The sequence below is a fragment of the Pedobacter caeni genome (assembly GCF_900129215.1).
GTDB classification, from domain to species: domain Bacteria; phylum Bacteroidota; class Bacteroidia; order Sphingobacteriales; family Sphingobacteriaceae; genus Pedobacter; species Pedobacter caeni.
This window is the reverse complement of record NZ_FQUQ01000002.1, coordinates 272488-298992: the sequence shown is the minus strand read 5'-3', so window position 1 is coordinate 298992 and position 26505 is coordinate 272488. Positions and strand designations below refer to the sequence as shown.

The following is a 26505-nucleotide window of genomic DNA, read 5'->3' as shown; positions in this document are numbered from 1 at the left end:
TCTTGTCTATTTTAAAATTTGTTTTACCAAAGATTTCAATGCTGGGTTATCTTTCAGCTGCTCAAATACTGTAGCCACAACTGCCGAAGGCTTTTGATTGGTTTTGTAAAGAAGATCAACATAATGCTCTACCAGTTTTTTAAAGTTAACCGGTAGCTTTTCCTGAATATCCATACCTGTAAACAACCTCTCCAGCAACTGTAGAAAAGCAGAATTGTGTACCGGAGAAACATTTTTTAACATGGCCAGACATTCCACCAATCTTAAAAAAGGACCATATTTATTGGATGCCAGAAAAGCCAGCTTTTCTGCAAACAAGTTCAGGTCAATACTCCGTTTCTCAATCAGATTGATCAGTACTTCTCCGGACATCAGACGGATGTCTTTTTTATCCTGAAAGAACGTGCAGGCAAAGACCAGCATTGTCGTATCAGAAAACGCAAACTCTTCCCGGTTCACCACATTTAGAAAGCCTTTCAGCTCCGCTCCGCCACCACTGGCAGTTATACAGGATGAACGCAATAGAAAATAGGCCAATGCATCCGGATTTTGTGGCATCAGACTCTGCCAGTAATACACATTACCTTCAATATTCATCATGTATCTCCATTCGTGTTTCCGGCCAAACAGGTCTAAGCCATATAAAAAATAATCAGGCATATTCTTATATCCGGGAATATGGAAATTCAGTTCGTACCAGGATGCAGAACGCTCTTTTTGGTTAGTTTGATAATTTGTAAATTCATTCCAGCGCTCCTCAAAGGTATAGGTCGCACTAAATGGAGCAACTACAAATGGAATGTCCTTAAGGTAGGTTTCTTCAAACTCCGGAAAGGTGGCATCAGGATAATAAGTTCTGGCTGCCACTGCCCAAACAGCTTTGATATGATCTTCATTTGTCTTTGGCAGCAATTTACCCAACAGGGAGGGCTTCTTAAAGGTAAGCGCTTTGCTTTCTCCCAAACAAAATGCCATCAGGTCTTTCAGCTCCCCCTCCAATTGCCCCAGCAAAGGAATAGCAGCTTCAGTATTTTCTCTTGGCATTCTGCTGATGGCAATACTCAGGTCCAGCTTATCGATTTCCTCTCCCGCTTTTTTATAAGCGATCAGTCTTTCCAGTAAAACCTTAGGCGCTACCCAATGGGGAAGATGGCTGGGAAAGGAGAGCATGGGCAAGGAAGATTGGTTACTTATCTTTTTCTGCACAGCACCCAGAAAGGGATTAATGAGCAATAGTGTTTTGATTTTTTGATAAGCATTCACGACTTTATAATCGGAATTATAATCCTCGATCTTCATTTGCAGAAAAATACTGACTGCAGATTTAGACACTGCTTCAAAGTATTTCTTTTCCATCTGTTTCCCGTAAGGCTGAAGCTGTGTAGTATAGTCCTCAGGAAATAAATGTCTTTGGGTAATAAAGGTATTTAGCAATATTTCCCCATCCGCCACTTCATCAGAAGCAATGAATTTCCCAAACAAAAATACGATGTCATTCCAGTCCTTCGGTAGTTCAATTTCTTCCAGCAGCACTTTTTCTTTTTTGGGCTCGTACTGATAGGTTTCCCCCTCCTCTGGCTCTGCGATTAACACCTCCTCAGTTAGAAATGAATTCAAACTGGTTTTGATATTACCTTGCATCAAACTCACATAGGACGATAACTTTTCACTCAGTTCAGGATCTTTTTCATCAGCAATTTTCAGGAGCAGCTTAGTTGCCCTTTCCTGTAAGTTCAGATCCGGCACCACATAAACATCAGCCAATAAACCACTGATCCTTTTATTGAGTTCAGGATAGGCTTTATTCAATTTTTCTAAAATCGGAAAAGCAGCTTTAATCGCCGTTTTATTCTCAGTTGCCATCATCACCGGCTCCAGCCAGTCCAGAAAAGAACGGACACTGAATTGCTGATCTTCGTAAATCTTCTTAATCAACTCCATGGCAAAGTTGACTACAGGCGCATAAGCATATTGTAAACCTGCGAAAAGATTTTCCTGTAAAGGCAGCAACTCTTCCGCAACAGGATTCATCTCGGTGATCCTTTTGCGGTAAAAAGATTTGAGGGCATTGTTCCATTCTTTAGTCTGGATTAAAATCCCCTGTTCTATAAAATGACTTCGTTTTAATTTACCTTCTGTTAATAAAGAACTGTAAATAATTTCCCAGGTCTTATGGGCATCATAGGCCTCCTTATCATTGTCCCTGAAATATCCTTGATGAAGTTCAGTTTCATAATTGAACAATTCCGGCACATCCCTTTCGTAAGCAACCTTGTCGTTGATTACATAATTGATATAGGTTCTGGTTTTAATTTTTGTTAACCATTCATTAAAAGAAGCAAGACTTAAAGCGAAAAGTTCCGGTTCATAACTGACTAAGGATTGATCTTCTAAAAAGCGTAATTGCTGATAGTTATATCTTCTCCAGGTATCTCTTTTAGACCTTTCCAGCAAAAAGCTGGTCAGCCATTCCGGTTTTGCCCAGGTTAATATCTCCAACACCAGAGGTTCGTCAATTCTTTTCAGCATTTCAAACGCTTCATCCGAGGAGTTGATTTCTGTTTTGTTGAACAATGCAATCGTACTCAGGGTAATGATGTCAGATTGCCGCTCCTCCGCTCTTATTCCCCATGCCGAATTGTCTTTTCTAAATTGAGGTTCATTGCTGAGGTCTATGTAATCCATCCAATATTTTTTGGCTTTCCTGATGTGCTTTTTTAAAGCTTCCAGGTTTCCTTTGGCATTGTCCTTTAAAAAAGGCAACAATGCACTCAGATCCTTTGACAGCACAACAGCATCGTATGCTTTAAGTATCAGTTCTATACCCGCACCAGAACTTTTAGCAGTTTTAGACGCAGTATGGCTAACCACCACTTCTCCATCCTCAGAATATCCTTTCTTTACCTTCTCATTCAATAGTTTTTCCGCTGCTTTCAGGCATTCTTCATTACTGCCAAATGATTTTGTCTGCGAAGTTCCACTGGTTCCGTTTCTTCCATATACCACTGTATATGCAGCATCCGTTACCTCTATTTGCCAGAATTTATCAGAGCTGCCATCAATATATTTAAGGTGCTTTTTCATGCCTTTTCCCTATATCCTTTTTTATGAATAAGATTTACAATTTAACCATCAATTCAAGCCTTCAGATCTCCATCCATCAATGTATATCTGCCAAAATTTCCTTTATATTAATACCTATGGGAAAAATTTCAACATTACGCTTTGAATTTGCCTAAAGATGCAATTAATCTATTATTTTAAAAAGAACCACCTAAGTTTTATATTCCGGATAATAAGCTCAGAACTTAACTTCTTCTTAATACGAAGACCCTACATTTGGCCGCAAATGAGAATTGGTACCAGGGTTCTAAACATAGATGATTTTTATGAGCAGTTTATTTATCGGTGACATTCAAGAAGATACCCTGGTTTTTGACCGCATCTATGAACAATATCATCAGCTCATCTATGCCAATATCTTCAAACTTATAAAATCTGCACCCATTGCAGAAGATATTTTGCAGGATGTTTTTTTCTCCCTTTGGGAAAACAGGATGAAAATCGATATACAGAAGTCTGTAAGCGGCTGGTTGTTTATTGTGAGTTACAACAAATCGCTGAGCATCCTTAGAAAAAAAGTCAAAGAAGCGGTCGAATATGTAGAAAACTACGACGCTTATGACGACATTTCCGAAGAAATCTTTCTGAATGAAGCCGTTTATGAATCTCAGCTACAAATTCTGGAAGAAGCAGTAGTTGCATTGCCTCCTCAACGTCAAAAAGTATTCAGGCTTTGCCATTTTGAAGGAAAATCACAGGAAGAAGTAGCAAAAATCCTCGGCCTCTCTACCGCATCAGTCAAAGATTACCTGAAACATTCAAAAAGATTCATCAGGGAATATGTGCTCACAAAAACTCATTTAAACCAGGCCATCGGCCTCGCCATAATTTTAACACTTTATTAATAATTTCATAACACCTCCCCGCACCCCCAAAACAAAGATCCCGCGTATTTATATCAGATGGCAGATATAAAGGATAACATAGAAAAATTTTGGAAAGCTGAACTGGATCAGCAAGGCCTCAATGACCTGAATCAATCACTTTCAGAAAATGAGCCAGCTCTTCAGCAACAGTTAAAAGCTGATTATGAGGAAATGCTGGCTTCAGGAATCATCTCCCAAAAGATCGACCCTCTATCTTCGCTGAGAATTTTAAAGACGCTTCAACTCAAGATCAGTCCTAAAGAAAACCAGGCCATTAAATTCAGCATTCGTCCGCTGTTAAAATGGGCAGCCTGTTTCTTATTGATCGCCTTTGCAGCTTTCTTTGTCATTTATCGCCATCAGGAAGCGCAGCCTGAACCAAAAACTACGCTGAGCATCCGCAAACAGGTAGAAGGAAAGAATTATGCGAACCACCAGCAAAAGGACATCCGGATTGTCCTTCCAGATGGTTCCATCGTTCTGCTTTCACCAAATAGTAGGCTGTATCATGCTGCCGACTATGGACTCAAAACCAGGAAAATCCAACTCCATGGAAAAGCAGATTTCAAAGTCGCCAAAAATGCATCCCGCCCATTCTCTGTCTATGCAGGTCAGATTGTAACTACCGCGTTAGGAACGCATTTTAACATGAGTACCCTTAGAAAAAACTATGTGACAGTAAAACTGATTGAAGGCCGGGTGGTCGTACATGCTGATGAACATGGAAAATTCAAAATGAAAGACACTTACCTTAAACCGGGAGATCAGTTACAGGTTAACCACAGAGATGGCCAGTTGACCCTCAGCAAAAAACAAGCATCAGCAAACCTTGAGTCACCGGTAAAACTTTCGCTTTCAAATCTTGAATTTAAACAGGAACAACTGTCAGTAGTCCTGAGTGGTTTAGAAAAGCACTACCACACCCACATCTCGTTTAATCAGGATGACATGAAAGGGCTTTCTTTCACAGGAAAAGTACTTCCTACTGACGAACTGAAAGATATCCTGAATATCCTATGTACGATGAACGGACTGGAATTTACAGAACAAAACAACAAAATCACCATCAGAAAACCAGGAAATTAATTCGCCAAACCACCATACCTGTACACCACAACGCCTGAGGTAATGGAAAGTTATGGCCCAGATTTTTAAACAAACAAATGCGTAAAAATGAAACCGACACAATTTTTTATGACTAAGCTACTCCTGATCAGTTTACTGCTCTTCACAACAGTAACGATCAGGGCACAACAAAACGATGGACACCTGAATGGGCTCGTGACCGATATCAAAGGACAAATTCTTCCCGGTGTCACTGTAATAGCCAGTACAAATGGGGTACAGAAAACCTGGAACACCATCACCAACGACAAGGGAAAATTCCAGCTGAGCGGATTGAAAACAGGTGCCAGTTACGACATTACCTTCTCCTCAGTAGGTTTTAAAAAGTATACCGAAAGCAACTTTGTAGTTAAATCCGAAGAAACCAATTCCATTCTGGTCAGACTAGAAGGAAATAACGAGCAACTGAACGAAATCGTTGTGGTTGGCTATGGCAGTCAGGCTAAGAGGGACATCACCGGCTCCGTAGGTTCTATCTCTGGCGAGCAGATTGAGAACAGGTCTATAGGTAGCCTGGATCAGGCCCTGACCGGCAAAGTAGCCGGTCTGAGTGTTTCCAATAATTCGGGAACTCCGGGAGCAGGAATGATGATCCGTGTCCGTGGGATTGGAACGATCAACAACAGCGACCCTCTTTATGTGGTAGACGGCAACCCTTTCAGTAACATCAACAACCTGGACCCACAGGACATCAAATCCGTAGAAATCCTGAAAAGTGCCTCAGCAGCAGCAATCTATGGCTCCAGAGGGGCAAACGGTGTGGTGCTCGTCACCACAAAGAAAGGAAACAGCGGAGCAATGAAAACCGATTTTAATGTGTTTACAGGGGTACAAACCCTTTATAAAAAACTGGAAATGACCGATGCCACTACCTATGCTCAATATTACAATCAGGCATTGGTAGCAGGCGGACAAAAACCGGCGTTCAAAGATCCCTTAAGCTATAGGAAAGGAACAGATTGGCAGGATGCCATTTTCCGCAGCGCGCCAATAACCAGATATGGCCTTGCCTTATCTGGTGGAAAAGGGGAAGATGTTTACCGCCTAAGCGGAAGTTATTTAAAGCAGGAGGGAACACTGATCGGGACAGCTTACAGCAAACTGAGCTTTTCTCTCAATTCTGCCCATCAAATGAAAAAATGGCTGAAGTTTGGCGAGAACTTTAACTATGCCTATACCACTCAAAACAGCGTTTCAGACTACAACAGCGATTCCAGGGGGATCATCAGCACGGCACTGCAAATGTCACCTACTGTTCCTGTAAAAAATGCCGATGGAAGCTATGGCGTATCCCCATTTGCCAATACCTACAACCCTGTAGCCGCAGTAGAAAACATACAACACCTGGCAAAAGACTGGCAACTGGCCGGTTCGGTGTATGGACAGGCCGATCTTTTTAAAGGCCTGAATTTCAAATCCCAGTTTAACATTACCGTGGGCAATGGACGTTCACGTTCTTATACCCCTGTTTATTTCGTCAGCAACTCCCAGAAAGAAGATGTAAGCAGTCTGGAAGAAACCGCCTCAAATCATACCCAATGGGCCTGGGAAAACACCCTGAATTATAACCGTACTTTCGGTGAGCACCGCATCGAAGGTTTACTTGGTTTCACTGGTCAGCATTCCAACGAATCCTTTATTAGTGCCTACGGACAGAATTTACCGGCGGATGCTGCGCTTAATCCTTCCCTTCAATACCTTGACCTTGCCTCTGCCGGGATGTCTGTTGGTGGCGGAGGTGATGAATGGGGTATGGTATCTTATTATGGCCGTATCAACTATGGATTCAAAAACACTTACCTGGCTACCCTGAATCTGCGCCGGGATGGTTCTTCAAAGTTTGGTGCAAATAACCGCTTTGGAACTTTCCCTTCCTTTTCCCTGGGATGGCGTTTATCCAATGAACCTTTCTTAAAAAACCTGAGTTTTCTGAACGACCTCAAACTGCGTGGCGGCTGGGGAGCACTCGGAAATGCAGGTTCGCTATCTACCAGCGCCACTGTTTCTACCTTAAAAGTGAACATCCCCTATCCTTTTGGTGCAGGAAACGGACAAATCATCTACCTGGGTGCCACTCCATCCAGTATCGGAAACAACGACCTGAAATGGGAAAGCACAAAGGAAACAGACTTTGGTATTGATGCCTCCTTATTTGATAACCGCATTACCTTTACCGCAGATTACTATCACCGGTTGACTACAGGAATATTGATCCAATTGCCTATCCTCGCTTCTGTAGGCGTTCGGGAAGCTCCTTTTGTAAATGGAGGAAATGTACTGAACAAAGGCTTTGAGTTTACCTTAGGCTACCGCAGTAATAAAAATCATGATTTCAGCTATGAATTATCGGCCAATTTAGCCCTAAATCATAATGAGGTGACCAGCCTGACCAATGATGGCGCCGCATTCTATGCAGGAGAAATCAGCAGCGGAGTAGATGTCAGCAAAACAGCTGTAGGCCACCCGATCGGTTCATTTTATGGCTATATGACGGATGGTATTTTCCAGAACCAGCAGCAGATCAATCAGGCTGCAAAACAAACGGGTGCTGCACCTGGCGACATCCGCTTTAAAGACCTGAATGGTGATGGAGTGATTGATGACAAAGACCAGACCTATATTGGAAGCCCATGGGCAAAATACACCTATGGTTTTTCTGCAAACCTCTTCTATAAAAACATAGACCTGGCCATTGGCATCAACGGACGTGGAGGAAATCAAATTTACAGCGCCTGGAAACACAGTTCCAATTCATCGGGTATCTCCAATTACTATGCTCCGGACAAACTCCAGTCCTGGACCGGCGAGGGCTCGGGGAATAAAGAGCCCAGAGTAAACATCCTGGATCCCAACAACAACATGCGTCCTTCAAACCGCTGGATTCAAAGTGGCGCATTTCTACGCCTTAACAGTTTGCAGATCGGTTATTCCCTTCCCAAATCAAAATTGGAAAAACTGGGCATGAGCAGGCTGCGCTTTTACTTAGGTGCCGAAAACCTGCTCACCTTTACAAAATACGACGGATATGATCCTGAAGTTGGCATGCGCGATGGCAATGACGGAGATCCGCTTGATGTAGGAATAGACCGGGCGTACTACCCAAGACCACGTACCTTTTCTGCAGGTCTGAATGTCAGTTTTTAAAATTAACCTATCAAATTATAAAGAGATGAAACACCTTCTTACCACTTTTCTCCTTCTGTTTGTTCTAACTTTTTGCGGATGTAAAAAGTTGCTTGAAATCAATCCTCAGGGCAAACAAACAACGGCTACGTTCTTTACCACTCCCGCTACTGCCCGACAGGGTCTGATTGCTGCCTATAAAACCTTACAGTCTAACTATAGGACCAATTACCCGGGTTATGTCAGATGGGTATTTGGAGATGTCTGTTCGGATGATACCCGTGCAAACGGTGGAGACAACCCGGATATGATCCAGGTAGAGTATTTCGTAGCAAATTCTACCAATCCTTTTTTTGAAAATGCCTGGTCTACTTTATATCAGGGCATTCATGCCAGCAATCTGGTTGTCGAAAAGTCACCTTTCGTACAAGGTATGGATGAAACCACAAAAAACACTTATGTGGCAGAAGGCAAATTTCTGCGTGCATATTACTATTTCAATCTCGTACAGATCTTTGGAGGTGTCCCGCTGATGCTTCAGGAAAAACTCAGCGACTATAACATTCCAAGGAATTCAAAACAGGAGATCTACAATCAGATTGAAAAAGATTTACTGGAAGCTGAACCAAACCTGCCCAGCAGAGATGCCCAGGATAAAGCAGATTATGGCCGTGCGACTAAGGGTGCCGCTCAGGCATTATTGGCAAGGGTTTACCTCATGCAGGGAAAATTTACAGAGACAGAAACCTGGACAAAAAAAATCATTGACAGCAGAAAATACAGCCTGGATCCGGTTTACTACCACCTTTTCACCATTGACGGAGAATATGGCCCTGAAAGCATTTTTGAAATCAATTTCCAGTATGATGCCCGTTTCTATGATGAGGAAGGTTCAGGTGATGGAGATGGCAGAACAAGAGGCCCGCTTTCTTATGGCTGGGGATATGACGCCCCTACCCAGGATCTGGTGGATGCTTTTGAGCCTATGGATCCCCGTAAAAAAGCAACCGTCTATAAAACGGGTGATGTTTTACCGGATGGCACCATTGCCGATGTAGGAACAAGCCCTACCGGCTACCTGTGTACAAAATACCTGATCCTGAAAAATGAGATGCCGGATCAGCCAAAAAGTTCAGGTAAAGATCAGAATGTATTCCGTCTCGGACATGTCCTCCTTTGGTATGCAGAAGCAGCAAACGAAAATGGACATGCTGCTGAAGCTTTGAAAACTTTAAATGAAATCAGAAAACGGGCAAGGGAAGGAAATGAACAGATTTTACCAGATGTAACCACCCTGGATAAAACACTCCTTCGCGAAGCCATCTGGAAAGAACAACGTGTAGAATATGCAACTGAGGTATTTCGTTTCTTTGACCTGATCAGAACCAACAGAGCTGCAAAAGTACTTGGCGATTATGCTAAAAAATATAACGATCAGAAAGGCCGGGAATTTAAAGCAACCATCAACGAATTGTTTCCGGTCCCACAATCTCAGATTAATTTAAGTCGCGGGGTGCTTAAGCAAAATCCCGGATATTAATATTATTTTAGTCATATGAAAAGATACTTCGTCCTTGCACTATGCTTTTTCAGCATCTCCGGTTATGCACAAGATCAACCTGCTTCGGCAAAAAAGATCAGGAACATTATATTTATGATCGGGGATGGTATGGGTACCACGCAAATCTATGCCGGACTTACGGCCAACAAAGGCAAACTGAACCTGGAACGCTTTAAATGTATCGGTTTTTCTAAAACCAATTCTGCCAGTGATTACATCACCGAATCTGCGGCAGGAGCTACTGCTTTTTCCATCGGCGAAAAGACCTACAATGGTGCAATTGGAGTAGATACGCTGAAAAGACCTAAGCCAACCATCATGGAAATTGCAAAGAAAAACGGGCTGTCAACCGGGATTGTAGTCACTACAGATGTTACCGATGCTACCCCGGCAACCTTCGCAGCGCACCAGCCTTCCCGCGACCTTTCTGAAGAGATTGCAGCAGCATACGTCCAGTCAGATTTAGATGTACTCATCGGTGCCGGGACCAGTCGCTTTAACAACAGAAAAGACGGGCGTAACCTCATCAGCGAACTGGAGAAAAAAGGATACCAGTTTAAATCTACGACCACAGATATTGTTCAGGTCAAAAGCGGTAAACTGATCGGATTAGTAAAGGAAGATCGGGTAGCCCAGCGAAAAAATCAGCTGTTACAAACAGAGAAAACGGCCATTTCGATATTGAAACAGAATTCTAAAGGTTTTTTTCTGATGGTCGAAGGCTCCAAGATTGATGATGGCGGACATGCCAATGATCTGCCTTATGTAACCGAAGAACTGATCGACTTTGATCAGGCCATAGGTGCAGCACTTGATTTTGCAGAAAAAGACGGCCAAACCCTGGTGGTGGTTACCGCTGATCATGAAACCGGTGGATTAACGATTACCGATGGCAATCTGAAAACAGGCGAAATCAGTGGTAAGTTTTCTACTGACGACCATACCGGAGTAATGGTCCCTGTATTTGCTTTTGGCCCCGGAGCTGAAAGTTTTATGGGAATTTATGATAACCATACCATTTTTGCGAAATTCATGAAATTGATGAACTTCAAATAGTCAGAACCCATTTAACTCAATGCGACAGGAAACAACCCTTAATGGTGCGTTTCCTGTCGCATTCAGCTATTAGAAATACCAGAATACCCGCTATTTTTTTGATGCTCCAAAAGGTCTTAACCTACATAATCCTTACTCAGTGTTTTTGTATGAAAAACAAAATATGCACCCGGTAATGATGACAATGCGGATATGCTATAGAAAAGTAAACTGATCGTGATCGCGATCTGGGGGTCAAGTACAAAATATTTAGCTCCATACATAAACACCAGTTCCCTCGCCCCCAGCCCTCCTATTGTTAAAGGAAACAAAGCCAATAAAGACGAAGCCATAAAAAGCAACAAATAGGGAAGCAAAGCTCCCTCCACCCGTAAAGTATAAAGGATAAACAAGGCGCACAGCAACTGACAGGTCTGTCCACCCAATGCTTTCAGATGTATCTTCACAAAAGAGCCGCTATATTGCTTAAACCATAACCTCAGCATTAAATAATATCCCGCAGTTCCTGCGCCAATCAGTAACCAGGCCCAATAAGCCGGTACCGGTAATCCTGACACATTAGACAATAAGACCAACAGCAATATTGTAAGCGCCCACAAACCACTCAGCTTATCCATGAAAACGGCCATGACCAACTTACGGGTTTCTACGCCATAGTCTTTCCGCAGCAGGAAGATCTTATATCCATCACCACCTATACCTCCCGGAAGAAACATATTGTAAAACATGCCCAGCAGATACAATTTATAATTCAGCCATTCGGAAAGTTCTATTCCAATACATTCAAAGAAAGTCCTGACACGTGAGGAAGCAAACAATTGCGAAAAGAAGAACGCAATAAAAGATCCGAACAGCATAATCGGGTCAGCTTGTGCAAGTGTAGCACCCAGCGCTTTAGTATCCACATTCGAAAACACCCAATATAAAGCACCAGCGGTAAGCAGGAGCTTGATCAGGATTTTGAAAATGGAGAAAAGATTTTTCGGCATTTTCATCTCCCTTATTGTGGTTTGGATACCGCCTTTACAAACGAAGAGAATGTCACAAATTCAGCTTTTTTCTGTTTTAATTTATGGATAAACTGGTCCATCCTGCCGATCATTTTTGAACCAGTGTTTTTCCTTACATAGCCTGGAAAACCAAATCGCTCTTTGTCGTCCAGATCTGTAAATTCCCATGGATGGAAATAAACATTCAGGTAGCCGTCTACTTTTGTTGTCCAGCGTGCCAGCGCCACATACAACCATAAAGGAAGATTATGAAAAGATAACCAGAACAATGGGAACCGTACTAAAGGCGTTACTGAAGCCGGGATTTGCAAGACCTGATCTGTCTTAAAATAGGTTCTGGAGATATGCAGGTTGTTATAACGACCGGGCAACCAGGTTGGATTAACGGAACTATTGTACAGGTATCCGGCCTTTTGTATCTCCAGATCGTCTGTAGGTTGCATCCTTGCCATCCTGTAGCCAAGAACCGGGGCCTGAATGATCTTTTCCAATTCAATTCTTGAAGAACGGAGATGCTCCGTCTTAAAGTCAGAATGATAATAACCATGAGAAGCCAGTTCATGCCCTGCTGCCAGTAAACGCTGGATCGTAGGCAAGGCATGTTGTGCAAAAACTACGGTGCTGAAAAAAGTTGCCTTTACACCATGACGCTCCAATATATCCAATATCGCCTCTGTCCCTGCAATTGATATATCCATCTGGTCCTGAAAGGAGATCTCTTTTTGATATTCAAAGGGCATATCAAACTCTTCAATATCGAAACTAAGTAGTATCACGTGTTTTTCTTTATATTTTTATATTCGTTGACCGGACGATGTAATTAGGCCTTAATTTAACCTGCATAAACATCTTTCCAATGTAGATTCCTATAATACCAAGGATGATCAGCTGCAGCCCACCAAAAAACGCGATGGTCATGATCAGGGAAGCCCAGCCAGACACCTCGTGTCCAATGTAAAAGGCATAGAGCACATAGGGCAAATATAACACGGATATCCCGGAAAATGCAAAACCTAAATAAACGACATTATAAAGTGGTTTAATCGAGAAGGAAGTCACTCCCTGCAAGGCTAAACGGATCATTTTTTTAAAAGAATATTTGGAATGTCCTGAAAATCGTGCTGCGGGTTCATAAGTAACCGCGTATTGTTTAAAGCCGATCCATTTTACCAATCCTCTTAAAAAAGGTTCATTTTCATGAAATTCCTTAAACACATCCACCACTTTCCGGTCCAGCAGCCTGAAGTCTGAAGCCCCCTGCTCTAATTCAACAGAAGCCAACCTGTTCAATACCTGATAAAATACCCTGGAAGTGAACCGCTTTTTGAAGGGCAACCTTTTATCCTCTTTTCTTATCGTATATACCACTTCATATCCTTCCTCCCACTTTTCGATGAGTTGCGGAATCAGCTCCGGAGGATGCTGCATATCACCATCCATACAGATCACGCCTGCTCCACGTGCATGGTCCATTCCGGCCTTAACCGCCAGCTGATGCCCAAAATTTCGGGAAAATTCAACGTAAAAAATATGATCACTGTGTTGTGCCATCATTTCTAATACCGCCATTGAACGATCAGTACAGCCGTCGGCCACAAAAATAATCTCAAATAAATAGCCAGATAAGCCCTCAAAGACAGCTTTTATACCTGCAGCAATTACAGGGATATTCTCTGCTTCATTATAAGCAGGAATAACAATAGATATCAACTTTTGATTAGTCATGCGCCGGAATCGGTTTTCTGAAATCTACAGTAAGCATTTGGTATACAATAGCGAACCAAACCAATACACAAGGTAATGCTTTTAAGGAATAAGGAATAATATAGGTTTTTCTAATAAATCTTGGAAATAAATCCGAAGGAGAAAAACTGGTTAGAAGCACCGCAAAAACGAATAAGGCAATGATCCACCATTTCTTTGGATCGGGTTGAATTATAAACCAAATCGCCACTCCAAGCATTGCAATAATATAAGTCGGAGACTCAGAACCACTGCTGAAGATCACCGTAAAAATCAATACAGAACTCAATAGCATCAGTTGAAAATCCTTGCTTTTATATTGACTAACACGGAGATAAGGCAGCGCAAACAAAACCAGTCCACCTAATAGAAAAGGCATATTTGGAATAGAAGCATCACCTGAAATCCGTCTCACCATCCCCATCAGGGAAATGTCCTGCATAGAAACTAATGAGGCATTCAATGAATTTTTATGAACAAGTGAGTCTCTCCAATCTCCATAAGAAGTAGAGACAAAACCAAGATCAGAAAGAATTGCGGGCAGAAAGGCCAGTAAAGGCAGTAAAACCAATCCGCTGATGACAAACTTTGTTTTCTTTTGAGAAAAGAAGAAAAAAGCCAATCCAACGATTCCATATAATTTTACTAAAAACCCGACGACAATCATGACCACCGCTTTAACCTCCTGTTGCCTGAAGATATAAGAAAATGAAAGCAGGATCAATCCGGTAAGGCCAACATTGAATTGAAAACTCAATAATGAAGTCAGTACCTCATGTAAACAAATAATTGCCACCCATGATTGCTGTTTGAGTTTAATGGGAAGATTATATATCCCCCAATATAAGATCAACGCATTACAAACATTCCACAATACAGCCCCAATACTATCCGGCAATATGGCAAATGGGGCAATCAGCAAGGAAAAGAACGGACCATAATGATTGCTGTCGAAGTATTGTGCGGGATATTGCAGGTAAAGGTTAACCTCTTCTAAACTATGCCAAAAGACATACTTAAAAATCTTATAGTTGTTATAGCTACCGTGTAAATATTGTTTCACAGCTGAAACGATTGCAATGAGCATATACAATCCAAACACCACTCTTTTATCCAGAATAAAGGCCAGTATGCGATTTTGAGGTTTATCGGTAATCGATGTTGATGACATAGTTTAATAAGATTCGGTTTTTTTGTTTGCGCTTGATTTCAATAAATAAGTAAAACGGTTCAATCAGTTTTAATGCTCACTATAGCATTTATATATTTATTTTACTAAAACAGCTCACTAAGAAACAAATATAAATTAGCGGCAAATATAACGGATCGTTTCATTAAAATATACTAAACTTATTGACTGCAGTATTTTAATTTTGCCGGATTCTGAAAAATGGGACTAACTTTAAAAGTTTTTAGTCATACCAACAGCTACACCCTTTTAAATTACTTTTAATCCTTATATGGAAATCAGCCAGATATTAACTGAAATTTATCCGCTTCCTCCGGAATCGATCACGAAGATGTGCGAATACATCAATGAAGTGAGCTATCCGAAGGGACATATCATATTAAGAGCCGGAAAAATAGAAAAAAAGACCTTTTTCATCAAAAAAGGAGTGGTAAGGGCTTTTGCAACCCCAGGAGAAAATGACATCACATTCTGGTTCGGTGAGGAAGGAGAAACCGTACTCTCCATGCAAAGTTATGTCGAAAACAACAAAGGCTATGAGCATGTGGAGCTACTGGAAAACTGTGACTTCTATGAGGTCCACATCAGGGATCTTCAGGAACTCTTTAAAACAGACATCCACATCTCTAACTGGGGCAGGAAGCTGGCAGAAAAAGAACTGGTAAAGATCGAAAAAAGACTGATCTCAAGAGAATTGCAATCGGCCAAACAACGCTATGATGAGCTGATTTGTACAAGGCCCAGCCTTTTGCAAAGAGTGCCCCTGAAATTTATAGCCTCCTACCTTGGAATCACACAGGTAAGCCTGAGCCGGATCCGTAAGGAAAAATAAATAACCACCTCCATTATTTATCATAGGATAAATTTGTTCCGTCTTTCAAGGTATAATTTTGCATCATCATCTATTATAAAATAATGATGGTGCAAAATTATGTCTGTAAATCAATCCAGGGGATTAACCCCGGTTTTTCCAACTTCTACAAGGATACGTTTAGCCATCATATGGCTGGTGGTAGCGATATTCTATTTTTTTGGAGATTCGTTTTTTAACGAAAACAGCTCCACTACGGCTGCTGTTTTCGTCTTTATTGCCTTATTGGGAACCATCGTTACGGCATCATTTGGCGTAGTTAAGGAAGCAGATGAACTGGCGATAAAATTAGGTGAACCTTATGGCACACTGATCCTCACCCTCTCCATTCTGGCTATTGAAGTGATACTTATCGCCGCAGTGATGCTCGGTCCCGGAGAGTTCCCAACTATTGGAAAGGATTCCATTTTTTCTGTGATGATGATCATCATGAATCTCGTGGTTGGCTTGTGTATATTGCTGGGCAGCTTAAAGCATGGTGAACAGGAATACAATGCTCAGGGAACGCTTACCTATATCTCAATGATTGTGCTATTGGGCGGCATGTCCCTGATTTTGCCAAACACAATTATCGGAATGGGAAGCGGTACTTTCAGTACCGGACAAGCCATCTTTATATCGGCTTTAGTGGTGGTCATTTATGGAGTATTCCTGATCTTTCAGATGAGCAGCTACAGACACCTTTACCTGCAGCCACAGAAAGGAGCGATGGAAATCCATTTCTTCTCCACAAAAGAAAGCCGGAAGGAAACTGCTCCGCGCAATAACCAGGAGATTTTGATACGCTCAATGGTATTGATTGCGATGATCCTGCCGATCGTATTGTTGTCTCACAATATGGCAGCGGTTGTGGATTATGGAATAAAAGCCGCAGAACTTCCCCCTTTCCTTGGAGGAGTACTGATCGCCATCATCGTCTTTACTCCCGAATCCATTACCGCAGTAAAAGCAGCCCTGAATAACGAAACTCAGAGGGCAATCAACCTTTGTCATGGGGCTTTCGTATGCACGGTTGGTCTGACGGTTCCTGCAGTACTGATCATAGGCTTGATTACAGGCAAAACCGTGATTTTTGGGATATCTCCTACCGAAACGGTTCTGTTCCTGATCACAGTTGGCCTGAGCGCGCTCACTTTCCTCGGAAAAAGGACAACTCCTGTCTCAGGAATCATGCACATGACTCTATTTGCATTATTTATCATGTTGATTTTCAACCCTTAAATTTTATAAAAACAATTACAATTATGGAACCTGAAAGAGGCCCTATTTCACAATTCATGGAGAAAAACTACCTCCATTTCAATGCAGCAACGATTGTAGACGCTGCAAAAGGTTACGAAGCCCATCTTACAAAAGGCGGAAAAATGCTCATTTCCCTGGCCGGAGCAATGAGCACTGCCGAACTCGGGATTTCACTGGCAGAAATGATCCGCCAGGATAAAGTTGCCATCATCAGCTGTACCGGAGCCAATCTGGAAGAAGACATTATGAATCTTGTAGCCCATTCCCATTACAAAAGAATCCCGCAATACCGGGACCTTAGCCCACAGGACGAACTGGAGTTACTAAATAATAAATACAACAGGGTAACGGATACCTGTATTCCTGAAGAAGAAGCTTTCAGAAGGATACAGGGACATATCGAGAAGATCTGGAAAGATGCGGATGCCAAAGGCGAGCGCTATTTCCCACACGAATACATGTATCAACTCCTGCTGAGTGGTGTATTGGAACAGTATTACGAAATAGATCCGGCCAATTCATGGATGCTTGCAGCCGCACAAAAAGGAATTCCCATCGTTGTACCAGGCTGGGAAGACTCCACCATGGGGAACATCTTTGCCTCCTATGTGATAAAAGGAGAGATGAGGGCTTCCACTACAAAAAGCGGAATAGAATATATGGTTTGGCTGGCAGACTGGTATGCTAAAAACGCAGTAAATGAGGGGATAGGATTTTTCCAGATCGGAGGTGGTATTGCAGGTGATTTTGCCATGTGTGTGGCCCCTATGCTACAGCAGGATCTGGAAATGGACAATATACAGCGCTGGAGATACTATTGTCAGATTACCGACTCCACTACGTCCTATGGTTCTTATTCAGGATGCATTCCGAATGAGAAAATAACCTGGGGAAAACTTGATGTAGATACTCCCAGCTATGTCATTGAGTCGGATGCGACAATTGTTGCTCCGCTCATCTTTTCATGGATTTTAAAACATTAAGGCATACCCCTTGTTTGCCGGGGTTACTGGTCATGATGATCAGTAAAAGACAGGCCGTGTCAAATCGAAAACCGAATTGAACACGGCCTTGTCCTTCTATCAAATTCAGGAGAACAGGGTTACTAAAATCATTTTCGGGCATTAATGACAAAATCAACAGCGTCATGTCAGTTAAGCTCAAACCGTTAACCACGCTTCCATTTCTTCTCAGTTTAATGCTGTTGCTGCTCAACGACTTTTACTTCAAGGCAGCTTTTCATAACGCATTTACGGGAAAACTCTCAGACTTCTGTGGCCTGTTTATCTTCCCCATATTCTGGGCAGTCTTATTTCCTGGTAAAAAAAACTTTATATATTTCTTCACTGCTGTATTTTTCATTTACTGGAAAAGCAGTTATTCTACCCCATTCATTGAATTGTTTAGCAGGTATGTGTTTCCTGTTCAAAGGACAATAGACCTGACAGACCTGTTCGCACTTATCGTCTTGCCATTGAGCTGGTATTTTCAATCCATCCCTCAAAAAAGAACCTTCTTCAATCCATATTTGGCCGGGCTGCTTACTTTTTTCTCGTTTTGTGCGACATCTCAGCAGAGACACCACCTGCATTTTGAACAACCACAATATGTATTGTTTCAGGCAACAACACCATTGACCGACAGCAATTTAGTAAACCGTGGTTTTAAGGTCTACAATTTCCCGAACCTGCTTGCCGTTCAGGTAGAGGAAAGCCTCTTAGTTGGAGAAGAAGTAAAATATGATGACTATCACAAGAACCAGATTTTAAAAGGTCTTGATCAAGAGGTCTTATACGAATTGTCGGATCAGTATAAAGTACTTCCCTCCACACAGATCAACCAACTAACCATTAAAACAAACGATTACCAGGATTACTTAATATTCAGGGGAAGCCGGTTACATGGAAAATTCTTAAGAAAAAATCAGGATCAGATCCTGATTGAGGGCAAGTTTAAAAACGGGATAGAAGATTCTGTATGGATCTTTAATCATCCAAACGAAAATACCAGCACAAAAAAGACGTTCGATAAAGGCGAAACCATCCGTATTGAGGAGTTTACCGCTTCAAAGTTGAGCTCTTCAAAAAGTGTAAGTACCAGAGAGGAAACCAGCATGTTTAAGGGCTTTCAGCTTGCTTTCCTATTTGCGATCTTCGTCGCAATCATCCTGCTATTGAGAAAAAACCACAGAAAATCCCTTCCTGATCCTCAGGATATGAAAATAGGGTACAAAATTTTGCTTTGTATTGCGCTGCCATTTTTTAGCTGGTTTTTACAATTTGTGATCTGGAGCATTATTCCTGACCATTATTCTGCTTCTTTTGTCCAAATTTTCATTTTGATTTCGATGTACTTCATTGGCACTCCAGTTTTTCTTGTACTTCTGTTTTGGCTTAAGCCCCGAAAGCAAACTGATATCTTATGGTACTGCTTGTTATTGAGTTTATTGTTTGTATTTTGGCAAGAGACAATCGTTTTAGGCCAGCTGTTAGAAAAATAAAAGGTATTTAATGCAGGACAAATTAAGAGAACATATAGAAAAAGTAATCCTACTCAGTGATGAGGAATTTGCCTTTATATCGGCTCATTTTACGGTCAAAAAGTTCAAGAAACATCAGTTTATTATCCAGAAAGGTGATGCAGTGAAATATTCTTACTTTGTAGTGTCCGGGCTTTTAAAACTGGTACATACAGACGATTCGGGAAAAGAGCACATCATTTCCTTTGCAATGGAAGATTGGTGGGAAAGTGATTATTATGCCTTTTACACGCAGACTGAAGCAACCCTTTCGCTGGAATGTCTGGAAGACACTGAAGTGCTCGGCCTCACCTTTGAAAATTACCGGAAGCTATGCGATGGCCTCCAAAAGATGGAACGTTTCTTCCTCGAAAAATCAAATTTTGGTTTTCTTGGAGCGCAACGACGCATACTGTCATTGATCACCTCCAATGCAAAAGAGCGCTATGAGCAATTGCTTAAACGATATCCTTCTTTATTTCAGCGTGTCCCAAAATCACTGATTGCTGCCTATCTGGGTGTGTCCAGAGAAACCCTCAGCAGATTTTCCCGTTAGCCGGACAAAGCCTCTGATGTGACAAACCTCACACCATAATCGTGAGTAATGTCACCTTCAAAATCCCTGCATTCCCCGCAACTTTGGATCATTAATTACATACACCCATGGAAAAACCATGGCAACAGAAAACCCAAAGAAAATGGAAAAGCAAATCACTAATCCCTGGAAGTGGCAGGACCAACGCAGTTATGTACAAGCGGTAGAAGTAACACAAATACAAGGCACGCTCTACGTTTCAGGACAAACGGCCATCAGCCCTGATGGACAATCAAGTACTGCCGACATGAAAACACAATTAACGGAAGCCATACAAAATCTGGAACAAGTTGTCGGGGAAGCTGGTTATGACTGCAAAAATATAGTCAGGTTAAATATCTATACCACCTCAACGGCAGATCTTTGGCCCCACTTCCCTATCCTTCAGGACTGGATCGCTAAGCATGGCATGAAGCAGGCAACGACCTTATTGGAGGTCAAAAGCCTTTTTGAAACCTTAACAGTTGAATTGGAAGCCACAGTAGTAAGATAACCATTTCAGAATTTCTACAAATGGTTTAAGGATATATTATTTCATTAATTATGAAATAATATATCTTGTATAACTAAAAACTTAGTAGTACATTTAAACTAAGAAATTAGTTTAACGTATGAAAATCTCATTTTATTTATCATTAGTGCTATTCATCCTCTGCGACGCACAAGGTACCTCTGCACAGGTCACAGGTACTTTCTCTGAGGCCCCCGAAAAAAAAAGAACCCTCAGCAATATTGACGGGTTAAGCATCCCGGTAAATGCAGATCAGAATGGAAATTACCAGATAGGAATTAAACAGCTTAAGAAGGGTATTTACACCCTTACTGATGTTGGCGATATTTATCTGGAACCAAACTATACCTTAACTATAAAAAAGGTAAACAAAATCTACGAATTTACAGGAAAGGGTAGCCTGGAAAACAACCAGCTCAGACAAATTGAAACTCCTTTGGAATGGATGAAATCAAATAATGGCTATGGAGTTCCCCTTTCAGTATTTTTAATCGAGCCTGCAGTATTTATCTCAAGAATGGACAAATACCAGAAAGAAACAACCGCTTCTATCAGCGAATCTAAAAATCAGTTCTTTAAAGACCTCGTCAGCAAAGAAATTAACTACATCCGACTCAATAATATTTATAGCTGGAAACTCTTCTATGGCATGGATAGTACAAGAATGGACTCCTTAAAGAAGATGTTGGCTGTCCCACTCGCCTTGCGGACTAAAGACCACGCCCAAAAACAATACCAGGCATACTTGTATCAATTCAGCAAGAAAATGAATGATGAGGAAAAGAAACAAGTTAATGATATACTCTTTTCAGGATGGGATATGAATAATGAGCTGCTGTTTAAAAATTCATATTCATACAAGCAGGCAATAGTATACAGACTTAATTTTGAAGTCAGTTCAGGGCCATATAAAAAACTCAGTGATTCCTTAAAAAACCTCGAGTTGGCTAAACTCTCTTTTATTAAAAACGAGATCAACAATCCTTATATTAAAGATCATCTTCTCTATAACGCTACGCTTTCTCTGATCAAAAAGTCTAAAAATAGCGATAAAGTAACAGGGCCTTACAATGATTATGTAAAAAACAACAAGAACCCCAGTCATCTTAAAGCAATTGAGCAGGCCTTTAAGAATCTGAAAGAGACAGAAAAAAATGCGATCGCACCTGAGTTCAGTTACGCCAATCAGGAAAACAAATTGATCAGCCTGAAGAGCATGCGTGGCAATTATGTTTACATCGATCTTTGGGCTACCTGGTGTGGTCCATGTGTTGCTGAGATTCCTGACCTGAAGAAATTAGAACTTGCCATGAAAGACAAGAAAATAAAATTCGTCAGCATCTCACTGGATCCTCAAATCGACAAAAACAAATGGCTCAACTATGTAAAAGATAACAAATTACAAGGTGTTCAACTTATTGCCGACAATGACTTTAAGTCCGAATTTGTTCAAAAATTCGGTGTAAATTCCATTCCGAGATTTCTTCTGATCAGCCCCGATGGCATTGTGTTGGACAATGATGCGAAGCGTCCTTCTAATCCGGAGCTACAAAAACAACTGGAAATGTTATTAAAATAGACAGATGATAAGGGGCGGTGTTCAAAGACCTGGGCCATCCCTTATTTCGTTACTGGTCTGTTTCGCTTCGGTTTCAATGCATTAATTTTGTGGTCAACAAAAAGATACCTAAAAAATGAAAACACGAATTAACATCGAAAAAGCAGAGCCGGCAGGATACAGAGCAATTCTTGGATTAGAAAAATACATAGAAAGTACACCGCTGACAAGAATACATAAAGACCTGATTAAAATCAGATCTTCACAAATAAACGGATGTGCCTTTTGTATTGATATGCATACTAAGGATGCACGTAAAGCCGGAGAAACAGAACAACGTATTTATGCCCTGAACGCATGGCGTGATACCCCTTTCTTTTCAGAAGAAGAACAGGCTATATTAGCCCTGACCGAGGAAGTGACCTTGATCAGCAATCATGTAAAAGACGAAACCTACGAACAGGCAGCTAAAGTTCTGGACGAAACCTATCTGGCACAGGTGATCTTAGCAATCATTACGATCAATGCATGGAACAGGATTGGGATCTCTACCAAGCTGATACCGGCATAGAATAAAGTATTATAAATATAAAAAGCGTGTCCCGCAAAGACACGCTTTTTATATTTATAATACGCTTATGCACTTGTTAGTATCCTGTACTCTTTCATTTTATAATAACTTTAGACAAAACTAAAGGGCGGTTGGATTATATTTACTTATCAATTCTCACAAACACCACAGCCCAGATGTTGCCATATAAATCATTAATTCAGGTCGACCGACATTCTTCTGTAGCCCTATACATTCAAGTCTGCAATCTGTTTATCTCATTGATTACTGATGGTACACTACAACCATCCGATCTGCTGCCAAGTTCCCGGACTCTTGCAGAATTGATCGGCATCAACAGAAACACGGTAAAACTGGCGTATGAGGAACTGATCAGTCAGGGTTGGGCTGAATCTATTGAGCGAAAAGGCGTCTTTGTACTGTCGAGCCTGCCCATTCTATCCAAAACAAAATTACCCGAAACCCATAAAGACAACGCCCCTCAGGAAGCTTTCCTATGGACGAATAATTTTAAAAATGCGGTCCCCAGCAAGAATCTTCAGAAAACAATTCTCACTATTGATGATGGTTTCCCGGATGTACGCCTGACACCAATAGATCAGTTAATGCGCGAATACCGTAGCATTTCCAGGAAGTTCTATGGCAAAAACTTCCTGAAATATGGTAGCTCCAAGGGATCAGAACATCTTCGGATAGCCATCTGCAACTACCTTTCCAATACCAGAGGCCTGGCGGTCTCTCCTGAAAACATCCTGATTACCAAGGGGAGTCAGATGGGAATCTATTTGGCAGCTCAATTGCTGTTGCTGCCTTCTGATCATATTGCCGTTGGAATTTCAAATTACCTCTGTGCAGATGAAACTTTCAGACAAGCTGGTGCAAACCTGTTACGGATTCCTATCGACGACAACGGAATGGATATTGATTATCTCGAAGCGCTCTTACAACGCAAGACGATAAAAGCAGTTTATATCATCCCTCATCATCACTGTCCAACAACAGTAACCATGAGTATGGAACGGAGGTTAAAACTTTTAAAACTCGCCAAAGAGTATCGTTTTGCAATTATCGAAGACGATTATGACTTTGATTTCCATTATGACAATAAACCCTATCTTCCATTGGCAAGTATCGACCACAATCAAAATGTAATTTATATAGGTTCAGTTACGAAAACTTTTGCCCCTGCCCTACGGATTGGATTTATGACAGGCCCAGCCGCATTTGTGGAAGCCGCAGCTTCATTAAGAGAGCTGATAGACAGACAAGGTGATACCGTATTGGAAGAAGCATTTGCCCTGATGTTTGATAATGGAGAAATGGACAGGTATTTCCGGAAATCATTAAAAATATATAAGCAACGCAGGGATATGTTTTGTGAAATGCTCAAATCTGACTTTGCCGATCAGATAGAATTCAAAATACCCGAAGGAGGACTTGCCGTATGGTCTGCATTCGATCAAAAGATCAATTTGATAAAAATGGCTGCAGATGCCTTAAAGAAGGGCCTTTATATAGACGATGGTATTTTCTATAAAAACGAATCTTTTTCTGCCAATGGACTGAGAATGGGCTTTGCTTCCTTAGAGGAACATGAAATGGTAGAGGCGCTTAAAATCCTGAAAACAATAATCAGTTAAGTTCGCTGGGCCAGTCCTTATTTCCAGACTGGTATAGGTAGCATCCCTATCATTGCCGTAATTTTATCACAAATAAAAAATTATGGGCCATACATATCAGGTTAAAACCATCAAAACGAATATTGAAATTCAACAATGCTGGGATGTTGCTTTTTTGCTAAGACCACATTTGAATAAAGACAACTGGTCTTCTACAATTTCAGAGATGATGCAAAATGAAAAATACAGCATTGCCGGAATTATAGAGGAGGAGAAAGTTATTGCATTTGCAGGATATCGCATCATGACTTCATTGCACAGCGGCAACATCATATATATTGATGATCTCTGCACGCTGGAATCACATAGAGGAAAAGGTCTCGCCTCTCAGCTATTGGCCCATGTAAGAGCAATCGCCATATCCACGGGCAAAGATGCAGTAGTGCTGGATACGGGTTTCGACAACAACACTGCACAAAAGTTATATTTGAAGAGTGGATTTCAACTTTCTGCAGTTCACCTCAGTTCTTACTTAAGATAGTCAGCACTTAAGTAGGTTTCAAATTCATGTTGGATAGCATCCAGTACAATCTGCATTTGCGCATTACTTTCCAGTACCCTTCCACATAAGATTGCTCCTTCGATCATGGCGAAAACTTTTATGCTAAAATTCTTTGGGTCCAGATCTGATGATATTTCCTTTTTGCCAATGCCATCAGCGAGAATATCAAAAAATCTCTTCTGCGATGCCAGAATAACCTTCTTTACATTTTCTTTCATACCAGGATGGGTATCATCAGCTTCCACACCAAAGTTCAGAATAGGGCAACCACCTTCAGTTTTAATTCCTTTATAGGCATTCAGTAAATTAGAAAATTTCTCTTTTGCTGTTTGTCCGGATAATACGGCTCTGTCCAGTTGTTGAGTCAAAGTTTCTGTCAGGTATAAAAAAGACTCCGAACAGATCTCATCTTTACTTTCGAAGTTCCCATAAATGCCTCCTTTGGCCAACTTTGTAGCCTCCATGATGTCACTAAGAGAAGTGCCAGCCATTCCTTTTTTGTTAATAATGGGAGCCGATTGTTCAATAATGAATCTTTTAGTCCGTTCTGCTTTATTCATGAATGATAATTTGGTATCACAAAAATAAACCACTCGGTCTATTCAAGCAACACATTTCTTTATATTTTACTTTATAAGGATTATTTTATTCCGTTGTACCCTAAAAAGAATCAGCTGGACTTGTGTCTAAACAGGACTTGGGGCAAGTTAAAGACTGGCAATCATTACTCATGCAAAGGTAGAAGGAGCTGATCCAATTTTAAAAAAATAAAAAGTGCCAACCTTGTCCAATTTTGAATTTTGAATTGTCTTCAGTAAAAACAATCCAAAATTTAAGAACTAACATATGAAAATTGTCGTAATCGGAGGCACTGGCCTCATTGGAACAAAACTGGTAAAAACCCTGACTGAATCCGGACATGAAGTTCTGGCTGCTTCGCCAGGTACCGGTGTAAATGCCGTTACGGGTGAAGGACTGAATGAAGCCCTCAAAGGAGCCGAGGTAGTAGTCGATGTGGCGAACTCCCCATCCTTTGAACAAAAAGCCGTATTGGAATTTTTTGAAACTTCAGGACGCAACCTTATTGTAGCAGAAATCGTCGCAGGTGTCAAACACCATGTAGCCCTATCGGTTGTAGGTACAGATCGTCCTAATGCAAACACCTATTTCCAGGCCAAACTGGTACAGGAAAAATTAATAAAGGAATCAGGAATTCCCTACTCCATCCTTCATGCTACCCAATTCTTTGAATTTGTCGGAGGCATTGCGCAGGCAGGAATCCAGGAAGATCAAATACATGTATCCCCTGCTCTATTTCAGCCCATTGCTTCAGATGATGTAGTTGCCGCCCTGGCAGATGTTACACTTGGAGCACCACTGAACGCAACAACAGAAGTTGCTGGTCCTGAAAAGATGGGTCTGGATGAGATTGTCAGACAATACCTCGAACTTAAAAATGACAATCGCAAAGTGATCACAGATGTACACGCTCCATATTTTGGTGCAGAAATCAATGACCAGTCTCTTGTTCCGGGAGATCATCCCCGACTTGGTCAGGAAACTTACGCAGACTGGATCCGCAAACCTGGTAATTTAAGATAAGAACACCGCCCAACGTAAAATAAAACCGTTGTTTATTACTAAACAGCGGTTTTGTTTTTA

22 protein-coding genes are annotated in these 26505 nt (G+C 41.3%); 16 read left to right on the top strand and 6 right to left on the bottom strand.

Annotated elements, in window-relative coordinates:
- Positions 1-6: 6 nt before the first annotated feature.
- Entirely contained in the window at positions 7-3084 is a 3078-nt protein-coding gene (locus tag BUC20_RS08640; RefSeq protein ID WP_073230030.1) for a DUF6493 family protein, read from the bottom strand.
- Positions 3085-3389: 305 nt separating this feature from the next.
- On the opposite strand from BUC20_RS08640, the gene BUC20_RS08635 reads away from it, so the two are divergent.
- From BUC20_RS08635 to BUC20_RS08615, 5 genes are all read left to right on the top strand, one after another.
- Positions 3390-3968 carry a sigma-70 family RNA polymerase sigma factor gene (locus BUC20_RS08635; RefSeq protein WP_159441075.1) on the top strand — a complete coding sequence of 193 codons (579 nt, stop codon included), beginning with the start codon at positions 3390-3392 and terminating at the stop codon, positions 3966-3968.
- Positions 3969-4025: 57 nt separating this feature from the next.
- Positions 4026-5075: a FecR family protein gene (locus tag BUC20_RS08630; protein ID WP_073230022.1), complete on the top strand. Its 1050-nt coding sequence runs from the start codon at positions 4026-4028 to the stop codon at positions 5073-5075.
- Between the two features lie 108 nt (positions 5076-5183).
- Complete coding sequence (locus BUC20_RS08625) at positions 5184-8258, top strand: SusC/RagA family TonB-linked outer membrane protein (protein ID WP_159441074.1); 3075 nt, start codon at positions 5184-5186, stop codon at positions 8256-8258.
- A gap of 25 nt (positions 8259-8283) precedes the next feature.
- Positions 8284-9777 (top strand): RagB/SusD family nutrient uptake outer membrane protein, encoded by a 1494-nt coding sequence (locus tag BUC20_RS08620; protein ID WP_159441073.1) that lies wholly within the window; start codon positions 8284-8286, stop codon positions 9775-9777.
- Between the two features lie 15 nt (positions 9778-9792).
- Positions 9793-10854: an alkaline phosphatase gene (locus tag BUC20_RS08615; protein ID WP_073230016.1), complete on the top strand. Its 1062-nt coding sequence runs from the start codon at positions 9793-9795 to the stop codon at positions 10852-10854.
- Positions 10855-10970: 116 nt separating this feature from the next.
- Here the strand turns inward: BUC20_RS08615 and BUC20_RS08610 are convergent, their stop codons facing one another.
- The 4 genes from BUC20_RS08610 to BUC20_RS08595 are packed head-to-tail and all read right to left on the bottom strand — an operon-like array spanning position 10971 to position 14778.
- Complete coding sequence (locus tag BUC20_RS08610) at positions 10971-11849, bottom strand: lysylphosphatidylglycerol synthase transmembrane domain-containing protein (RefSeq protein ID WP_234994483.1); 879 nt, start codon at positions 11847-11849, stop codon at positions 10971-10973.
- Positions 11850-11854: 5 nt separating this feature from the next.
- Entirely contained in the window at positions 11855-12640 is a 786-nt protein-coding gene (locus BUC20_RS08605; protein ID WP_073230014.1) for a polysaccharide deacetylase family protein, read from the bottom strand.
- Between the two features lie 10 nt (positions 12641-12650).
- The gene (locus BUC20_RS08600; RefSeq protein WP_073230012.1) at positions 12651-13589 is read right to left on the bottom strand and encodes a glycosyltransferase family 2 protein; all 939 of its coding nucleotides are present in this window, start codon (positions 13587-13589) and stop codon (positions 12651-12653) included.
- Positions 13582-14778, bottom strand: a complete 1197-nt coding sequence (locus BUC20_RS08595) for a glycosyltransferase family 87 protein (protein WP_073230010.1) — start codon at positions 14776-14778, stop codon at positions 13582-13584. Before BUC20_RS08595 ends, BUC20_RS08600 begins: the two co-directional genes overlap by 8 nt.
- A gap of 289 nt (positions 14779-15067) precedes the next feature.
- Here BUC20_RS08595 and BUC20_RS08590 point away from each other — a divergent pair, with 289 nt between their 5' ends.
- From BUC20_RS08590 to BUC20_RS08540, 10 genes are all read left to right on the top strand, one after another.
- The gene (locus BUC20_RS08590) at positions 15068-15628 is read left to right on the top strand and encodes a Crp/Fnr family transcriptional regulator (protein WP_073230008.1); all 561 of its coding nucleotides are present in this window, start codon (positions 15068-15070) and stop codon (positions 15626-15628) included.
- A 99-nt stretch (positions 15629-15727) separates the two neighbouring features.
- The gene (locus tag BUC20_RS08585) at positions 15728-16888 is read left to right on the top strand and encodes a calcium:cation antiporter (protein WP_073230006.1); all 1161 of its coding nucleotides are present in this window, start codon (positions 15728-15730) and stop codon (positions 16886-16888) included.
- A gap of 23 nt (positions 16889-16911) precedes the next feature.
- A complete protein-coding gene (locus BUC20_RS08580) occupies positions 16912-17892 on the top strand; it encodes a deoxyhypusine synthase family protein (protein ID WP_073230004.1) in 981 nt (326 codons plus the stop codon).
- Between the two features lie 164 nt (positions 17893-18056).
- Positions 18057-19409 (top strand): hypothetical protein, encoded by a 1353-nt coding sequence (locus BUC20_RS08570; RefSeq protein ID WP_073230000.1) that lies wholly within the window; start codon positions 18057-18059, stop codon positions 19407-19409.
- A gap of 10 nt (positions 19410-19419) precedes the next feature.
- Entirely contained in the window at positions 19420-19983 is a 564-nt protein-coding gene (locus BUC20_RS08565) for a Crp/Fnr family transcriptional regulator (protein WP_073229998.1), read from the top strand.
- A gap of 118 nt (positions 19984-20101) precedes the next feature.
- Positions 20102-20515, top strand: a complete 414-nt coding sequence (locus BUC20_RS08560; RefSeq protein WP_234994482.1) for a RidA family protein — start codon at positions 20102-20104, stop codon at positions 20513-20515.
- Between the two features lie 118 nt (positions 20516-20633).
- Positions 20634-22112, top strand: coding sequence for a TlpA family protein disulfide reductase (locus tag BUC20_RS08555; RefSeq protein WP_073229996.1), 1479 nt, complete (start codon positions 20634-20636; stop codon positions 22110-22112).
- A 115-nt stretch (positions 22113-22227) separates the two neighbouring features.
- On the top strand, positions 22228-22662 hold the full coding sequence (locus BUC20_RS08550; protein ID WP_073229994.1) for a carboxymuconolactone decarboxylase family protein: 435 nt from the start codon (positions 22228-22230) through the stop codon (positions 22660-22662).
- Between the two features lie 176 nt (positions 22663-22838).
- Complete coding sequence (gene pdxR, locus BUC20_RS08545; protein WP_073229992.1) at positions 22839-24302, top strand: MocR-like pyridoxine biosynthesis transcription factor PdxR; 1464 nt, start codon at positions 22839-22841, stop codon at positions 24300-24302.
- A gap of 82 nt (positions 24303-24384) precedes the next feature.
- On the top strand, positions 24385-24822 hold the full coding sequence (locus BUC20_RS08540) for a GNAT family N-acetyltransferase (protein WP_073229990.1): 438 nt from the start codon (positions 24385-24387) through the stop codon (positions 24820-24822).
- Here the strand turns inward: BUC20_RS08540 and BUC20_RS08535 are convergent.
- The gene (locus BUC20_RS08535; protein WP_073229989.1) at positions 24810-25403 is read right to left on the bottom strand and encodes a TetR/AcrR family transcriptional regulator; all 594 of its coding nucleotides are present in this window, start codon (positions 25401-25403) and stop codon (positions 24810-24812) included. The two genes, BUC20_RS08540 and BUC20_RS08535, sit on opposite strands and share 13 nt — an antisense overlap.
- A gap of 286 nt (positions 25404-25689) precedes the next feature.
- Between BUC20_RS08535 and BUC20_RS08530 the strand changes: the two genes are divergently transcribed.
- On the top strand, positions 25690-26445 hold the full coding sequence (locus BUC20_RS08530; protein WP_073229987.1) for an SDR family oxidoreductase: 756 nt from the start codon (positions 25690-25692) through the stop codon (positions 26443-26445).
- Positions 26446-26505 lie beyond the last annotated feature (60 nt).

What these genes read in the sequence shown, in the direction of transcription:
- BUC20_RS08640 (WP_073230030.1), bottom strand. Translation starts at nt 3,084, where the DNA reads ATGAAAAAGCACCTTAAATATATTGATGGCAGCTCTGATAAATTCTGG.
- BUC20_RS08635 (WP_159441075.1), top strand. Translation starts at nt 3,390, where the DNA reads ATGAGCAGTTTATTTATCGGTGACATTCAAGAAGATACCCTGGTTTTT.
- BUC20_RS08630 (WP_073230022.1), top strand. Translation starts at nt 4,026, where the DNA reads ATGGCAGATATAAAGGATAACATAGAAAAATTTTGGAAAGCTGAACTG.
- BUC20_RS08625 (WP_159441074.1), top strand. Translation starts at nt 5,184, where the DNA reads ATGACTAAGCTACTCCTGATCAGTTTACTGCTCTTCACAACAGTAACG.
- BUC20_RS08620 (WP_159441073.1), top strand. Translation starts at nt 8,284, where the DNA reads ATGAAACACCTTCTTACCACTTTTCTCCTTCTGTTTGTTCTAACTTTT.
- BUC20_RS08615 (WP_073230016.1), top strand. Translation starts at nt 9,793, where the DNA reads ATGAAAAGATACTTCGTCCTTGCACTATGCTTTTTCAGCATCTCCGGT.
- BUC20_RS08610 (WP_234994483.1), bottom strand. Translation starts at nt 11,849, where the DNA reads ATGAAAATGCCGAAAAATCTTTTCTCCATTTTCAAAATCCTGATCAAG.
- BUC20_RS08600 (WP_073230012.1), bottom strand. Translation starts at nt 13,589, where the DNA reads ATGACTAATCAAAAGTTGATATCTATTGTTATTCCTGCTTATAATGAA.
- BUC20_RS08595 (WP_073230010.1), bottom strand. Translation starts at nt 14,778, where the DNA reads ATGTCATCAACATCGATTACCGATAAACCTCAAAATCGCATACTGGCC.
- BUC20_RS08590 (WP_073230008.1), top strand. Translation starts at nt 15,068, where the DNA reads ATGGAAATCAGCCAGATATTAACTGAAATTTATCCGCTTCCTCCGGAA.
- BUC20_RS08585 (WP_073230006.1), top strand. Translation starts at nt 15,728, where the DNA reads ATGTCTGTAAATCAATCCAGGGGATTAACCCCGGTTTTTCCAACTTCT.
- BUC20_RS08580 (WP_073230004.1), top strand. Translation starts at nt 16,912, where the DNA reads ATGGAACCTGAAAGAGGCCCTATTTCACAATTCATGGAGAAAAACTAC.
- BUC20_RS08570 (WP_073230000.1), top strand. Translation starts at nt 18,057, where the DNA reads ATGTCAGTTAAGCTCAAACCGTTAACCACGCTTCCATTTCTTCTCAGT.
- BUC20_RS08565 (WP_073229998.1), top strand. Translation starts at nt 19,420, where the DNA reads ATGCAGGACAAATTAAGAGAACATATAGAAAAAGTAATCCTACTCAGT.
- BUC20_RS08560 (WP_234994482.1), top strand. Translation starts at nt 20,102, where the DNA reads ATGGCAACAGAAAACCCAAAGAAAATGGAAAAGCAAATCACTAATCCC.
- BUC20_RS08555 (WP_073229996.1), top strand. Translation starts at nt 20,634, where the DNA reads ATGAAAATCTCATTTTATTTATCATTAGTGCTATTCATCCTCTGCGAC.
- BUC20_RS08550 (WP_073229994.1), top strand. Translation starts at nt 22,228, where the DNA reads ATGAAAACACGAATTAACATCGAAAAAGCAGAGCCGGCAGGATACAGA.
- pdxR (WP_073229992.1), top strand. Translation starts at nt 22,839, where the DNA reads ATGTTGCCATATAAATCATTAATTCAGGTCGACCGACATTCTTCTGTA.
- BUC20_RS08540 (WP_073229990.1), top strand. Translation starts at nt 24,385, where the DNA reads ATGGGCCATACATATCAGGTTAAAACCATCAAAACGAATATTGAAATT.
- BUC20_RS08535 (WP_073229989.1), bottom strand. Translation starts at nt 25,403, where the DNA reads ATGAATAAAGCAGAACGGACTAAAAGATTCATTATTGAACAATCGGCT.
- BUC20_RS08530 (WP_073229987.1), top strand. Translation starts at nt 25,690, where the DNA reads ATGAAAATTGTCGTAATCGGAGGCACTGGCCTCATTGGAACAAAACTG.